Annotated in this window: 14 protein-coding genes; 9 read left to right on the top strand and 5 right to left on the bottom strand. The window is 68.4% G+C overall.

Annotated elements, in window-relative coordinates; all coding sequences use genetic code 11:
- Positions 1–27 precede the first annotated feature (27 nt).
- From ACFXIV_RS08825 to ACFXIV_RS08815, 3 genes are all read left to right on the top strand, one after another.
- Complete coding sequence (locus ACFXIV_RS08825) at positions 28–1,677, top strand: TM0106 family RecB-like putative nuclease (RefSeq protein WP_379393008.1); 1,650 nt, start codon at positions 28–30, stop codon at positions 1,675–1,677.
- Positions 1,674–3,629 carry a molecular chaperone HtpG gene (gene htpG, locus ACFXIV_RS08820; protein WP_379393010.1) on the top strand — a complete coding sequence of 652 codons (1,956 nt, stop codon included), beginning with the start codon at positions 1,674–1,676 and terminating at the stop codon, positions 3,627–3,629. The genes ACFXIV_RS08825 and htpG overlap by 4 nt, the downstream gene beginning before the upstream one ends.
- A 314-nt stretch (positions 3,630–3,943) precedes the next feature.
- A complete protein-coding gene (locus ACFXIV_RS08815; RefSeq protein ID WP_033085228.1) occupies positions 3,944–4,144 on the top strand; it encodes a cold-shock protein in 201 nt (66 codons plus the stop codon).
- Between the two features lie 197 nt (positions 4,145–4,341).
- Here the strand turns inward: ACFXIV_RS08815 and ACFXIV_RS08810 are convergent, their stop codons facing one another.
- Positions 4,342–5,109, bottom strand: a complete 768-nt coding sequence (locus ACFXIV_RS08810; protein WP_354847511.1) for an SDR family NAD(P)-dependent oxidoreductase — start codon at positions 5,107–5,109, stop codon at positions 4,342–4,344.
- A 143-nt stretch (positions 5,110–5,252) separates the two neighbouring features.
- Between ACFXIV_RS08810 and ACFXIV_RS08805 the strand changes: the two genes are divergently transcribed.
- Entirely contained in the window at positions 5,253–6,161 is a 909-nt protein-coding gene (locus tag ACFXIV_RS08805; protein WP_379393012.1) for an SDR family NAD(P)-dependent oxidoreductase, read from the top strand.
- Between the two features lie 28 nt (positions 6,162–6,189).
- On the top strand, positions 6,190–6,834 hold the full coding sequence (locus ACFXIV_RS08800) for a TetR/AcrR family transcriptional regulator (RefSeq protein WP_379393014.1): 645 nt from the start codon (positions 6,190–6,192) through the stop codon (positions 6,832–6,834).
- Here the strand turns inward: ACFXIV_RS08800 and ACFXIV_RS08795 are convergent.
- The 3 genes from ACFXIV_RS08795 to ACFXIV_RS08785 form a co-directional block, all read right to left on the bottom strand.
- Positions 6,775–7,524, bottom strand: a complete 750-nt coding sequence (locus tag ACFXIV_RS08795) for a TMEM165/GDT1 family protein (protein WP_379393016.1) — start codon at positions 7,522–7,524, stop codon at positions 6,775–6,777. The genes ACFXIV_RS08800 and ACFXIV_RS08795 overlap by 60 nt on opposite strands.
- 295 nt (positions 7,525–7,819) lie before the next feature.
- Positions 7,820–8,341 carry a peptidase gene (locus ACFXIV_RS08790; protein WP_379393018.1) on the bottom strand — a complete coding sequence of 174 codons (522 nt, stop codon included), beginning with the start codon at positions 8,339–8,341 and terminating at the stop codon, positions 7,820–7,822.
- Positions 8,342–8,533: 192 nt separating this feature from the next.
- The gene (locus ACFXIV_RS08785; protein ID WP_364608842.1) at positions 8,534–9,157 is read right to left on the bottom strand and encodes a superoxide dismutase; all 624 of its coding nucleotides are present in this window, start codon (positions 9,155–9,157) and stop codon (positions 8,534–8,536) included.
- Positions 9,158–9,352: 195 nt separating this feature from the next.
- On the opposite strand from ACFXIV_RS08785, the gene msrA reads away from it, so the two are divergent.
- Positions 9,353–10,033 carry a peptide-methionine (S)-S-oxide reductase MsrA gene (gene msrA, locus ACFXIV_RS08780; RefSeq protein WP_379393020.1) on the top strand — a complete coding sequence of 227 codons (681 nt, stop codon included), beginning with the start codon at positions 9,353–9,355 and terminating at the stop codon, positions 10,031–10,033.
- A gap of 94 nt (positions 10,034–10,127) precedes the next feature.
- Here the strand turns inward: msrA and ACFXIV_RS08775 are convergent, their stop codons facing one another.
- Entirely contained in the window at positions 10,128–10,739 is a 612-nt protein-coding gene (locus tag ACFXIV_RS08775; protein WP_379393022.1) for a hypothetical protein, read from the bottom strand.
- A 311-nt stretch (positions 10,740–11,050) separates the two neighbouring features.
- Here ACFXIV_RS08775 and ACFXIV_RS08770 point away from each other — a divergent pair, with 311 nt between their 5' ends.
- From ACFXIV_RS08770 to ACFXIV_RS08760, 3 genes are read left to right on the top strand one after another with little or no spacing between them, the layout of a single operon-like run.
- The gene (locus ACFXIV_RS08770) at positions 11,051–11,422 is read left to right on the top strand and encodes a rhodanese-like domain-containing protein (protein ID WP_379393024.1); all 372 of its coding nucleotides are present in this window, start codon (positions 11,051–11,053) and stop codon (positions 11,420–11,422) included.
- A gap of 18 nt (positions 11,423–11,440) precedes the next feature.
- On the top strand, positions 11,441–12,538 hold the full coding sequence (locus ACFXIV_RS08765) for a DUF4328 domain-containing protein (RefSeq protein WP_379393026.1): 1,098 nt from the start codon (positions 11,441–11,443) through the stop codon (positions 12,536–12,538).
- Positions 12,535–13,302 (top strand): glycerophosphodiester phosphodiesterase, encoded by a 768-nt coding sequence (locus ACFXIV_RS08760; RefSeq protein ID WP_379384682.1) that lies wholly within the window; start codon positions 12,535–12,537, stop codon positions 13,300–13,302. The genes ACFXIV_RS08765 and ACFXIV_RS08760 overlap by 4 nt, the downstream gene beginning before the upstream one ends.
- The last annotated feature ends 184 nt before the right edge of the window (positions 13,303–13,486 follow it).

Here is a 13,486-nt window from a genome sequence, read left to right as displayed (position 1 = left end):
TCGGGGGTTGAGGCCATACTGACTGGCGTGTATTCGGGCATCGGTGACCATGGTGAGCGTGCGGCATTCCTGGATGCGCGTGCGCTGATCGGCTGTCGGCACCGGCTGCATCTGGACGCGATCAATCCGGGCGTGTTGACCGGGGTCGCCGAGGACGCGGGCGTGCAGCAGCGACGAGAAGCCGCCGCGGCGCACCGATCTCACGTGCGGGACACGCTGGTCGCCGCGGCGCCCGGCAGCTGGACGGTCATCGATCCGAAGCAGCCCGCGCCGCAGCGGGCCGCGGCCACCATGGCCGCCATGGCGGCGGGGGCGGACCGGATCTGGGGCGCGTTGCTGCCGCAGGAGCCCGACACCGGCCGCCGCGGCGGCTGCGAAATCCTGTGGCGCGATGGCGATCGCGGCGGATATATCCCGGTCATCGTGGTGAACCACAAGGTGACCGATCCGCGGCAGCCGGACCCGGCCGACTACCACCCGACGACCAGCGATCTGTACCAATGGAATCCGCAGCCGGACCGGCACGTCCGCACCCGGCCGCAACCGCGGGACCTGCAGCGCCTCGCGCACCTCTACCGCATGCTGCAGCGGCACGGGCTGGCCAGCCCGGCCCTGGTCGGCGGCGCCATCGGCTATCACTTCGACCGCGTCCTGGTCCACGACCTGGGCCCCGTCCTGGCCGATTACGACATCCGCTACGCCGACCGCATCGCGGTGGTGCGCGGCGAACTCCCCACCGTCCCTTCGAAAGTCCCCGAGTGCCGCCAGTGCCCCTGGTGGAGCCGGTCGCCCGAGGAGGGCGGGCGCGGCTGTGAGCAGTGGCTGTCCGAGCACCGCGATGTGAGCCTGGTGGCGCCGGGCTCGCGCGCGGAGGTGCTGCGCCGCCACGGCGTCGAGACCATCGACGATCTGGCGTCCTGGAGCGGCGACGATCCCGACGACTGGCAGTACGAGCCGTTCACCGAGGCGGTGGTCACCGCCCGCGCCTGGGCCACCGGCGCGCCCCTGGTCCGCCGGGTCGACCGGGTGCGGGTCACCCGCGCCGACGTCGAGGTGGATGTGGACCTGGAGAGCTTCCAGGAGCACGGCGCTTACCTGTGGGGCACCCTGCTGGACGGCGTGTACCGCCCGTTCGTCACCTGGGACCCGCTGCCCACCGAGGACGAGGGCCGCTCCTTCGCCGAGTTCTGGACCTGGCTCATGGAGGTGCGCGCCCAGGCCGCCGCGGATGGCAAATCCTTTGCCGCCTACTGCTATTCGCGCACCGCCGAGGACAAGTGGCTCTACGAGTCGGCCCGCCGCTTCGCCGGCCGCCCGGGCATCCCCACCGAGCGTGAGGTGCAGCGGTTCGTGGACGGCCCGCAGTGGGTGGACATGTTCCAGGCCGTGTCCGAGCAGTTCATCTGCCCGAACGGCAAGGGGCTCAAGAAGATCGCGCCGGTCGCGGGCTTCCACTGGCGCGACGCCGAGGCCGGGGGAGAGGCGTCGATGGCCTGGTACCGCCTGGCCGTCGGGTACGAGGGCGGCGAGCCGGACCTGTCCCAGCGCACCCGCATCCTGGAATACAACGAGGACGACGTCCAGGCCACCAAGGTGCTGCGGGACTGGATGACCGACCGGGCCGACGCCGAGGTTCCGGCCATCGCCGACTTCGCCCGACGTAATATCGCGTCGTGACCGAACACGTCGAACACCTGGAGTTTCAGGCCGAGACCCATCAGCTGCTGGAGCTGATGATCCACTCGGTGTATTCGAACAAGGACACCTTTCTGCGGGAGCTGGTCTCCAATGCCTCCGACGCACTGGACAAGCTGCGCCTGGAGACCTTCCGCGACAAGGACCTGCACGCCGACACCTCCGACCTGCACATCGAGCTCGAGGTCGATCGCGACAATCGCGTGCTGACCGTCCGCGACAACGGCATCGGCATGTCCCGCGCCGAGGTCGTGGACCTGATCGGCACCCTCGCCAAGTCCGGCACCGCGCAGCTGCGCAAGCAGCTGCTGGAGGCCAAGGCCGGTGACCAGCAGGCCGAGGAGCTGATCGGCCAGTTCGGCATCGGCTTCTACTCGACCTTCATGGTGGCCGACAAGGTCACCCTGACCACCCGCAAGGCGGGCGAGAACACCGGCACCCGTTGGGAATCCGCGGCGGGCAGCTCCACCTACTCGATCGAGGAACTGGACGATGCCCCGCAGGGCACCACGGTGTCGCTGCACCTGAAGCCGGCCGACGAGGACGATCACCTCTTCGACTACACGCAGGAGTGGAAGCTCCGCGAGATCGTCAAGAAGTACTCGGATTTCATCGCCTGGCCCATCCGCATGGATGTCGAGCGCACCGTGCTCGACGGCGAGGGCGAGGACAAGACCGAGAAGACCCTGGTCGAGACCCAGACCCTGAACTCCCAGAAGGCGCTGTGGACCCGCCCGCGCAGCGAGGTCTCCGACGAGGAGTACACGGAGTTCTACAAGCACGTCGCGCACGCCTGGGACGATCCGCTCGAGATCATCCCGATGCGGGCCGAGGGCACCTTCGAATACCAAGCGCTGCTGTTCATTCCCTCGCACGCGCCGTTCGATCTGTTCACCCGCGAGCACAAGCGCGGCGTGCAGCTCTATGTGCGCCGGGTGTTCATCATGGACAACTGCGAAGAGCTGATGCCGGAGTATCTGCGCTTCGTCAAGGGCGTGGTGGACGCGCAGGACCTGTCGCTCAATGTGTCCCGCGAGATCCTGCAGCAGGACCGGCAGATCCAGATGATCCGCAAGCGCCTGGTGAAGAAGGTGCTGTCCACGGTCAAGGACCTGAAGAACGCCGAGGACCAGGCCAAGTACCAGGACTTCTGGCGCGAGTTCGGCCGGGTGCTCAAGGAGGGCCTGCTCTCCGACCACGACAATCGCGAAACCATCCTGGGCGTCTCGTCTTTCGCGTCCACGCATTCGGACAGCGAGCTGACCTCGCTGGCGCAGTACGTCGAGCGCATGCCGGAGACCCAGTCGGCCATCTACTACATGACCGGCGAGACCCGCCGGCAGATCGAGAACTCCCCGCACATGGAGGCCTTCCGGGCCAAGGGCCTCGAGGTGCTGGTGCTGACCGATCCGGTCGACGAGATGTGGGTCGGCTCGGTCACCGAGTTCGAGGGCAAGCCCATCGTCTCCATCGCCAAGGGCGAGGTCGATCTGGAGACCGAGGACGAGAAGAAGGCCTCCGAGCAGCTGCGCGAGCAGCAGGAGAAGGACTTCGCCGACATTCTCGGATGGCTGCAGCAGACGCTGGACGCGGACGTGAAGGAGGTGCGCCTGACCAACCGGCTCACCACCTCCCCGGCCTGCATCGTGGGTGATGTGTTCGATTTCACCCCGATGCTGGAGCGCATGTACCGCGCCTCCGGGCAGGAGCTGCCGCACAGCAAGCGCATCCTCGAGCTGAATCCGGCGCATCCGCTGGTCACGGGTCTGCGTGAGGCGTACGCGGCGGTGTCCGGCGCGGACGAGAAGCCGGTGGAGCTCACCGAGACCGCCGAATTGCTCTACGGCACCGCGGTTCTCGCCGAGGGCGGCGAGCTGAAGGATCCGGCGCACTTCGCCCGCATCCTCGCCGACCGCCTGACCCGCACGCTCTGAGGGTCGTTCACGAATCGGGCTCCTGCGGTGTTTCCGCAGGAGCCCGACCTATAGCAAGCGGGAATTGGTCATGCCCGGTTTGTGGCAAGTGTGACGATCCGCATCTCCCGGTGATTTCGGGAACTAGCCGCGAACGCGTACGTTGTACGTCTTGGTCGCAAGTTTTCGTGTTCGTGTTCAACATGCTCGCGCGGAACAGTGTGCGGGCGTCGCTTCACCTTGCCAGGCAAGTTGCAAGCCGCCTTCTGATCGACCCCGGGTACCGCGGCCGCGGTACCCACGCACTAAAAGAAACACCTCGTCAGGAGAAGGTAATGGTTCAGGGCACCGTCAAGTGGTTCAACGCGGAGAAGGGCTACGGCTTCATCGCCCGCGAAGACGGCCCCGACGTTTTCGTCCACTACTCGGAGATCGAGGGCAACGGCTACCGCCAGCTCGAGGAGGGCCAGGCGGTCTCCTTCGAGATCACCGAGGGCAAGAAGGGCCCCCAGGCCGCGGCCGTCCGCCCGCACTGATCCGCCTCCCCGTGACTTCAGCGCACGGCTGAGTGCCGTCGACCGCCGAGCACGCGTGCCGGCGGTCAGGTGCCGAACCGATTTCGGGGGTACCCGGTGAGTTACCCGGACCCTTACGAGATCAGTTGTCGCGGTTGAGATAACAAACAGCAAGGCCCCGCACCGAATTCGGTGCGGGGCCTTGCTCGTTCACGCGATTAGCGCGGCGCCATGCGGAGCGCGCCATCCATGCGGATGGTCTCGCCGTTCAGGTAGTCGTGCTCGGTGATGTACTGCGCGAGCTGCGCGTACTCGTCCGGGCGGCCCAGGCGGGACGGGAACGGCACGCCCGACTCGAGGCCCTTGCGGTACTCCTCGGTGACACCGGCCAGCATCGGTGTGTCGATGATGCCGGGGGCGATGGTGTTGACGCGGATGCCGAACTGCGCCAGGTCACGCGCGGCCGGGACGGTCATGCCGGCGACGCCGCCCTTGGAGGCGGAGTAGGCGATCTGGCCGATCTGGCCCTCGAAGGCCGCGACCGAGGCGGTGTTGATGATCACACCGCGCGAGCCGTACTCGTCGACCGGGTCGGTCTTGGCGATGGCGTCGGCGGCCAGGCGCATCACGTTGAAGGAGCCGAGCAGGTTCACGGTGATCACCGTGCGGAACAGCTCCAGGTCGTGCGGGCCGTTCTTGGACAGGATGCGTCCCGCCCAGCCCACACCGGCGCAGTTGACGACAATGCGCAGCGGCACACCGGATTCCACGACCGTGGCGACCGCGGCGGCCACCTCGTCACCGCTGGTGACGTCGGTCGGGATGAGGGTGACACCGGCGGGGACGCTGTCGCCCGCGCGCTCGATGGACTGAGCCAGATCCAGGCCGAACACGGTCGCGCCCGCGTCGGCGAAGCGCTTGGCGGTGGCGGCGCCCAGCCCGGACGCACCTCCGGTGACAATGGCGGCGGAGCCCGAAATCTCCACGGTGATTGGTCCTCTCGACTGTGGACGGCCCTCTCACTGGCCCTCCGTCAATAGGCACCATAGCCGGGCTGTGTGCACGCTTACGCAAGAGGCTCGCAAGATTTGCGAACACGGGTGTTCGTATAAGTGGTAGTTTCGCAGACATGAACGTCAGCACGGCCGGTCTTCGCCGTGGATTCCGCCGTCCGGCCCCGCGAGTGGCCGGCAAACGCATCCTGATCACCGGCGCGGCCCGGGGCATCGGGGCCGCCCTGGCCCGCCAGCTGCACGTGCACGGAGCGCACGTGGCCCTGCTCGGCATCGAGGAGTCACTGCTGGCCCAGGTCGCGGCCGAATGCGGGGACGCGCCCTGGCGCTACTGCGATGTCGGTGACCCGGCGCAGGTGGAGCGGGTCGTCAACTCCCTCACCGCCGAACTGGGCGGCCTGGACGCAGTGGTGTGCAATGCCGGGATCGCCCGGCAATTGTCCCTGCTCGACGGCGACCCCGGCGTGCTCGAGGAGACCCTCACGGTCAATGTGCTCGGCGCCTACTACACGCTGCGCGCCGCCGGACCCCACCTCGCGCACCCCGGCGGCTACGTCCTGCTCATCTCTTCGCTCGCCGCGGCCATCCACCTGCCCCTGGCCGGCGCCTACAGCGCCTCCAAGGCCGCGGTCGAGGCGCTCGGCGACACCCTGCGGATCGAATTGCGCCACACCGGCGCCCGGGTCGGCATGGCCTACTTCGCCGAACTCGACACCGAGATGACCAGCCGCGGTTTCGGCACCGAGGCCGCGCGCAGCATTCTGGGCCGCTCCACCGTCTCCGGCATCGCCCCCCTGGGCCCGGCCATCGACGCCTGTGAACGCGCCCTGGCCCGCCGCTCCCGTCGCATCGTCTCGCCGTACTGGGTGAGCATGGTGCTGTGGTGTCGTCCGCTCGCCCAGCGCCTGGTGGACTATTCACTACGCGGGGGCGTGGCCGGCGGACTGGAGATCGCCCGCACCGAACCGGCGGATTTCACCACCGATCAACCGGCTCGCCCCAGCAGAATGAGAAAGCTCGCCTGAATCGCTCGAGGCCAACGGAGTCCTGCACATGCCCGAATCGGCAACCCGCCAACTGCCCCGCGGCCGCCACGGCCTGCCCCGCGAAACCGTGGTGGCCGCCCAGCGCGACCGCATCCTGCTCGCCCTGGCCGAGGCGATGGCCGAGAACGGTTATGTCGGAACGCCGGTCGCCGCGGTGATCAAGCGGGCCGGCGTCTCCCGCGAGACCTTCTACGAGCAATTCCGTTCCAAGGAGGACTGTTTCGAGGCCGCCTACGAGCGCGCCGCGGAACTCATGCTGACCGGCATCCTGACCGCCACCGGCTCGGAATTCGACGGCGAGACCCGCACCGAGCGCATCGAACGCGTGCTCGGCGCGTACCTGGATGCGCTCGCGGGCCAACCCGCTTACGCCCGTTTGTTTCTCGTCGAGGTCTACGCCGTCGGCCCCGAGGCCATCGCGCGCCGCACCCAGCTGCAGGAGACCTTCGTGGCGATGGTCGCCGATGTGCTCGGCGCGGACACCGAGGAGCAGTGCTTCGCCTGTCAGACCCTGGTCGCGGCCCTGAGCGCCATGGTCACCGCCCGGGTCGCGGTGGGCGACCTGGACGGGCTGCGGGAGTTGCGGGAACCGCTACTGGACCTCGTGCGGCGCAGCGGGGACCTGTTCGGCAATACCGTGCTCGGTGACTGAGCTCGCCGGGACGACGGTCGCGGCCCGGCGGTGCAGCAGCCACAGCGCGCCGCCGGCGAGCGCCGGCAGGGCCAGCGACAGCACCGCGATGGCCGGGGTGCCCAGGCCGTGTGCGAAGGCCTCCAGCAGGGTCAGCGCACCGAAGTAGAGGAACAGCAGGCCCGAGCAGCCGGCGATGAACCGCTCCGGAATGTGCTTGCCGACGGTCACGCCGATCAGGATGGCGAGCGCGCCCGCGGCCACCATGCCCGCGACCGACCCGATCCACACCGCGACCCAGCCGTTCTTGGTGGCCAGGGCCATGGTGGCGAACATGGTGCGGTCACCGAGCTCGGCCAGCAGGAAGGCCGACAGCACCACCAGGAACGCCGAGCGCGACTTCGGCTGCGGCGCGATCTCTCCTTCGTCCTCGCCGGAGTTCGACGGCAGCGTCTCGCGCAGGGTCCACAGGCCGACCGCGATGAGAGTTGCTGCGGCACACAGGGAAATGACTCCGGTCGGCAGCGCCGCGCCCAGGAAGTGGCCGACACCGACGGCGATCAGATTCACCAGCACGCTGGCGACGGTGATGCCCGACAGCACCACCCACCAGTGGTAGCGCAGCGCGAAGGTCAGGGCCATGAGTTGCGATTTATCGCCCAGTTCGGCGAGGAACAGCACGCCGAAACTCAGCAATATCGTGGCGATCATGAAGGTCAGCTCCCAGGTCTCCGGCCTGTCGGCTGAAATGCGGGGGCGCTTCAGCCGACACCGCACCGGTCAATCGGTTTGGTTTCTCGTCGGCCGAAGGTCTCGCCCACCGGAGAAAATCCGGTTCACGCGCCGGATCCGGGAGGATCAGTATGTCGACGGCGTGATTGGGGGCTACTCCCCTTCGCTCGGCCGCCATGCTACTCCGGCAAACCGGGCGCGGGCAAATGGCCGTTACCCAAATCGCAATGCGCACAATAAGTTTGGCGATGCTGCCGAAAGGTTTCGGTTACCCTTACGCGGCCAGCAGCATGGCCAGAATCGCGGTGTCGGGATCACTGATCGGATCCACCCCCACCCGCGAAACCATCGAGGTCACCGTGCCGTCGCTGTCGGTCTCCACCCAGGCCGCCCGATGTTCGAGTCCCAGATGCGGCAGCCCCGGCAGCAGCAGGCACCCCGAGGCCGCGCCCGTGCACTCGGGCAGCGAGGGCCGCGTCTCGCGCGGCGGGTGCAACATGATCAGCGCCGGTGGCACATGACCGGCAAACATGCCCGGCTGCAACCCTTCCGTCCCCAGCACCGTGCCCTCGGCGATCACCAGCCCCACCATCGCGGGATCCGGGTCCTCGGGGAGTTCCTCGCGCGCCCCGAACACCGTCGAGGTGGGCAACAACCCCGGCAGGCCGGCCACCCGCACCGCGAGCACCAGCAATTGCGCCCATTCCTTGGTCGAGTCCGGCCAGCGTCCGGAGATCACGAAACCCTGCAGCGAACCATGCGCATGGAACGGCATGACGCCGACCTGACCATTCATGATGTGCCTCCCGAACCTCCCGGGGGCGACTGTGCCCGGTGCTGCTGTTGGGAACACCAGGTTGTACCCGAACAGAACTGGCACACAAGTACCAGAGAGTGCTAGCACCCGGACCCTGCAAATGCGAAAGGCCCGCGAACCGATGCGGTTCGCGGGCCTCAGGCGTACGAGCGGGCCGGAGCCCGACGGGCATCAGCCGAAGATCAGACCCTTGCCCTGGTTGACCGCCTTGGAGTAGCGGTCCTGAATCTCGGCCCAGTTCACGACGTTCCAGAACGCCTTCACGTAATCGGCCTTGACGTTCTTGTACTGCAGGTAGAAGGCGTGCTCCCACATGTCCAGGCCGAGCAGCGGGATGATGCCGAGCGGCACGTTGCCCTGCTGGTCGGTCAGCTGGAAGGTGAGCAGCTTGTTGCCCAGGGTGTCGTAGCCCAGCCAGGCCCAGCCGGAGCCCTGCAGGCCGTTGGCGGCCGCCGAGAACTGCGCGACGAACTTGTCGAAGGAACCGAACTCCTCGTCGATGGCCGAGGCCAGGTCACCGACCGGCTTGTCGCCGCCTTCCTTGGACAGGCTCTTCCACCAGAGGGTGTGGTTGACGTGGCCGCCGAGGTGGAACGCGAGGTTCTTCTCGTTCAGGAAGATGGCGGCGTGGTCGTCCTTGGCACGCGCCTCCTCCAGCTTCTCGAGGGCCGCGTTGACACCCGCGACGTAGGCCGCGTGGTGCTTGGTGTGGTGGATCTCGTTGATCTGCCCGGAGATGAAGGGCTCCAGGGCGCTGTAGTCGTAATCGAGGTCTGGCAGCGTGTAAACAGCCACGATGTCCCTTTCCGTGTCGGGGCCGTGTGCCCTCGGCAGGTGCCGAGGCGCACCCAACCATCATTCGTACACCCGCTCGTCTCCAACCGGGCTGCGCGCCCCCACATTCCACCCGATGTATATCTTTCCCAACCTTTGGAATTCGCCTGAACGCAACATCGTCGCCGGTCGCGCCGGGTCCCGTAACATCGAGTCATGTCGTGGTACGACGAGTTCGTCGGGCGGGTGCGACTACCGGAGCCGATCATGGTGACAGCCGGGCAAGCCTTGCCCGGCCGCTCCGAGCCGCTGGTCGTACCGGACAAGCACTGTGTCAGCGGACATTCCCTCAAACCTCCGTTTCCGGCGGGCACGCAGCTCGCGGTGCTGGCCATGGGTTGCTTCTGGGGTGCGGAGCAGGGCTTTTGGGAGCTGGACGGCGTGTACAGCACCGCCGTCGGCTACGCGGGCGGATTCACCCCGAACCCCACCTACGAGGAGGCGTGTTCCGGCCGGACCGGGCACACCGAAGCGGTGCTGGTGGCCTTCGACCCGCAGGTGATCGACTACGCCGCGATCCTGAAGCAGTTCTGGGAGAACCACGATCCGACGCAGGGCAACCGGCAGGGCAACGACCGTGGCACCCAATACCGTTCGGCGATCTACACCCTCGGCGACGAGCAGCGCGCGGTGGCCGAGGCGACCAGGTCCGGCTATCAGGAACGGTTGACGGCGGCCGGATTCGGCGAGATCACCACCGAGATCGCCTCGCTGCCGGACCTTTCCGCCTTCTTCTACGCCGAGGGCTACCACCAGCAGTACCTGGCCAAGAATCCCGGCGGCTACTGCCCGGACCACGGCACCGGCGTGAGCTGCGCGATCGGGCTCGGCGCGTAAGCACTTCGGCGAACCATCGCGCAGGCACGCCGGCAGGCCACATCGAAAAGGGTTCCGGGACTTGGTCCCCGAACCCCTCGAGTGTGTCCGGTCCTTACAGCGGCGGGACGACATCCGGCCGCATGGTCCGCGGGTCGCCCGCGTCGTGCGCCTCCCACCAGCGGACGCCGCCGGCGATGAAGTCCGGCAACGGGATCGGGTTGCCCTGCCTGTCGGTGACCTCCGCGCCCTCGAACCACACGCGCACATCGAGTTCGCGCGGGTCGACGCCCTCCTCCTGGGAGAACTCCATCATGTGGGTGGCGGGCGTGTCGCTCAGCGTGGTGTCGAAGCTCAGCAGTTTGCGCCACTGGCTCCAGGAGCTGTCGGAGAGGTCGAGGAAGTCCCAGCCGTGCAGCGCGCCGCCGCCGAAGCTCTGGACGGCGTCGTGCAGGCCGTCGAGGGTGAGCGGGAGCACAACGGGCTCGAGGTCGTCCCAGCGCTGCCGGCGTAGCGAGGCGGCGACCCGGCTGACCCCGGTGAGGGTCAGATAGATATCGCAGTCCGCCGGCGGGGGACCGTCCTCGGGCAGGGTCAGCACGTCGAGTTCCAGCCGTAGTGTGGCGCGCGCCGTGTCGACGTCGATGCCGAGGCATGTCGCCTCGGACAGCGCGCGGTTGAGTCCGTTGATGTCCAGGCCGTCGAGTAGCCCCCTGCTCACAGTCATAGCGCCAGGCTACCGATCTTGCCTGGCCGGACCCAGGATTTCCGTTATTCGGTAGTGTTGTCGTTTTTTTCGAGTGCGAAAGGAACCGCGCGCTCACCTGCGGCGTCAGACTGGACGGGGCCTTCCGGGACAGGGGCCCGAGGTCGGTCGCTCCGGAACGGGGAGGGGACTTCCGGATCGGCCGACCAGGACGAATCGGTCGTCTATCAACCTGTGGATCAGGTTGTGGATTATGTGGATAACTCCCGAAACCAACCCTGCGCAGGTACGGAACTCCACAGCCCTCGCGCGCGCGTGGCAGGATCGGAACCGTGACGAACCCCCACGTGCCCACGGTGCCGATCGACGCGGTTCCCGCGGAGTTCGACGCCGCGGACGGCTGGGGTTCGGCCGCGCCCGCGCCCGCCCAGCTCCTCGACGTCCGCGAGGACGACGAATGGCAGCTCGGCCGCGCGCCCGGCGCCATCCACATCCCTATGACCGACGTGCCCGCCCGGCTCGACGAACTCGACATCGACGCCGAGATCTACGTGATCTGCCGACAGGGCGGCCGGTCCGTACCGGTGGTGGAGTACCTGAACCAGATCGGCTACGAGGCCGTCATGGTCTCGGGTGGCATGGTGGCCTGGCAGCAGATCGGCAGGCCGCTCGCCGGTGACGGTCCCGAGGCGAAGATCTACTAGGCGCGGAGAGGTGGAGCGATGAACGGGGGACAGGTGGGCCGATCGCGATCCGCCGTCGTACAGCCGTGCGCCCGCTGTGGCGCGCGCTGGGCGGTACAGGGCAAGCCGCTGCACTGGTGCCCGCGCTGCCACGGTGTCCTGCTCTCGCCCGCACCGGTGGACGCGCCCGCCGACCGGCGCAACTACCGCTGGGTGGCCCGCCCGCCCGGCCGCAGAACCCATGGCGCGCAGCCGGTCCGGCGTCCGGGTCCGCTGCAGACGCCGCGGTACCACCGGATTCCGCAGTGGGGCCTGCAGGATGGGCCCCCGGTGGCGGCCGCCGCGCCGCATCGCCCGCTGGCCGCGCTGAGTGACCGCATCACCGTGCTGCTGCCGGCCACCGCCGGTGTGTTCGTGTTCTCCGCCCTGGCCGAACTGGGCCGGTACGGCGTGTTGCTGCGCAACCGCACCCGCCTCATCCCGCCCTGGCTGCTGTGGATTTCCGATGCGGCCGTGACGGTTTCCGCGGTGGTGGCCCTGGTGCTGGCGCTGGTGTCGGCGGTGGCGCTGGTCGGCTGGCTCACCGAAACCCGCCGCGCCGCGTACGCGAGTGTGGGCGAGTCGGATCCGCGGTCGCTGCGCGCCCTGGTGCTGGGCTGTGTGGTGCCGATCGTGAATCTGGTGTGGCCGGGCATCTTCCTGACCGAGGCGGCCCGGCTGCGGTCGGCGGGCGGTGCGGATCCGCGGCTGCTGCGGGCGGTCCGGATCTGGTGGGCGGCTTGGCTTCTCGATGCGGTGCTGGTGCTGGTGGCGATCCTGTACCGGTTCGCGTCCTCGCTGCAGGTGCAGGCCGACGGCGTGCTGGCGAGCATGTGGACCGATCTGGTCGCGGCCGGTGTCGCGGTGGCCTCGCTCGGGCTGGTGCACGCCTTCGCGGGCCTGGATCTGTGGGGCCGCCCGAAGGCGCTGCGGCGCTGGGTGATCGCCACCGGGCCCGCGCGGCCGGTGATCGAACCCGTGCGACGCGCGCCCGCCGCCGTGGTCGGGAATGATGCAGTGGTCGGGGATGATGCAGCTTCCGGGGATGACGCAGAGGCGTCCCCGGCCGCGGAGCAACAGGAGGTAGTGGCGAAGTGAGCCGGGCCAGTCGTGCGCCGTTCGTGGTCGCGCACCGGGGGGCGTCGGCGGCGCGACCCGAACACACCCTCGCCGCCTACGATCTCGCCCTGCAGGAAGGCGCCGACGGCGTCGAATGCGATATCCGCCTGACCCGCGACGGGCACCTGGTCTGCGTGCATGACCGCACCGTGGATCGCACCTCGAACGGATCGGGCGCGGTCAGCGAGATGACTCTCGAAGAGCTGAAGGCGCTCAACTTCGGTACCGCGGAGGAACCGGAGGGCGTGCTCACGCTGTCCGAGCTGATCGAGCTGGTGCTGGACTGGAAGAGCCGTCCCACCAAGCTTTTCATCGAGACCAAGCACCCGGTCCGCTACGGGGCGCTGGTGGAGACCACGCTGCTGACCGAGCTCACCCGCTACGGCATCGGCGCACCCGCCTCGGCGGATCACTCACGCGCGGTGGTCATGTCGTTCGCCGCGACCGCGGTCTGGCGGATCCGCCGCGCGGCCCCGCTGCTCCCGACCGTCCTACTGGGCGAATCCTCCCTGTACCTCTCCGGCGGCGCCGCCCACACCGTCGGCGCGACCGCCATCGGCCCGTCCGTCCGCACCCTGCGCGAGCACCCGGACCTGGTCGACAAGGCCGCCGCCGCCGGCCGCGCCACCTACGTCTGGACCTGCGACGATCCCGAGGACGTCCAGCTCTGCGCCGACCTGGGCGTCGATTGGATCGCTACCAACTACCCCGCCCGGACGAAAGCCGTCCTGGCCAACGCCTGAATCCGCCCGGACGCAGGCACTCGAGCACGCCACCCGACAAGTCAGGCCCCCGCCCCCACAACCGTTTCAAAGGGTTTTCCCAATGGTTCGCGGCCGTCTCGATTCTGGACTGACGGAGCGGGGGAGCGAAGCGGAGGAGCGGAGGAGGGAAGAATCGAGACTTCAGGGCCGCGAACCCCGCCCG

The sequence above is a fragment of the Nocardia sp. NPDC059236 genome, assembly GCF_042754085.1.
Lineage (GTDB): Bacteria > Actinomycetota > Actinomycetes > Mycobacteriales > Mycobacteriaceae > Nocardia.
Note: the sequence above shows the minus strand (reverse complement) of the source record. Positions and strands in the feature narration are given on the sequence as shown.

Excerpts from the sequence above, each read along its gene's own strand:
- ACFXIV_RS08815 (WP_033085228.1), top strand. The coding sequence starts at position 3,944 with ATGGTTCAGGGCACCGTCAAGTGGTTCAACGCGGAGAAGGGCTACGGC.
- ACFXIV_RS08805 (WP_379393012.1), top strand. The coding sequence starts at position 5,253 with ATGAACGTCAGCACGGCCGGTCTTCGCCGTGGATTCCGCCGTCCGGCC.
- ACFXIV_RS08795 (WP_379393016.1), bottom strand. The coding sequence starts at position 7,524 with ATGATCGCCACGATATTGCTGAGTTTCGGCGTGCTGTTCCTCGCCGAA.
- msrA (WP_379393020.1), top strand. The coding sequence starts at position 9,353 with ATGTCGTGGTACGACGAGTTCGTCGGGCGGGTGCGACTACCGGAGCCG.
- ACFXIV_RS08790 (WP_379393018.1), bottom strand. The coding sequence starts at position 8,341 with ATGAATGGTCAGGTCGGCGTCATGCCGTTCCATGCGCATGGTTCGCTG.
- ACFXIV_RS08800 (WP_379393014.1), top strand. The coding sequence starts at position 6,190 with ATGCCCGAATCGGCAACCCGCCAACTGCCCCGCGGCCGCCACGGCCTG.
- ACFXIV_RS08775 (WP_379393022.1), bottom strand. The coding sequence starts at position 10,739 with ATGACTGTGAGCAGGGGGCTACTCGACGGCCTGGACATCAACGGACTC.
- ACFXIV_RS08765 (WP_379393026.1), top strand. The coding sequence starts at position 11,441 with ATGAACGGGGGACAGGTGGGCCGATCGCGATCCGCCGTCGTACAGCCG.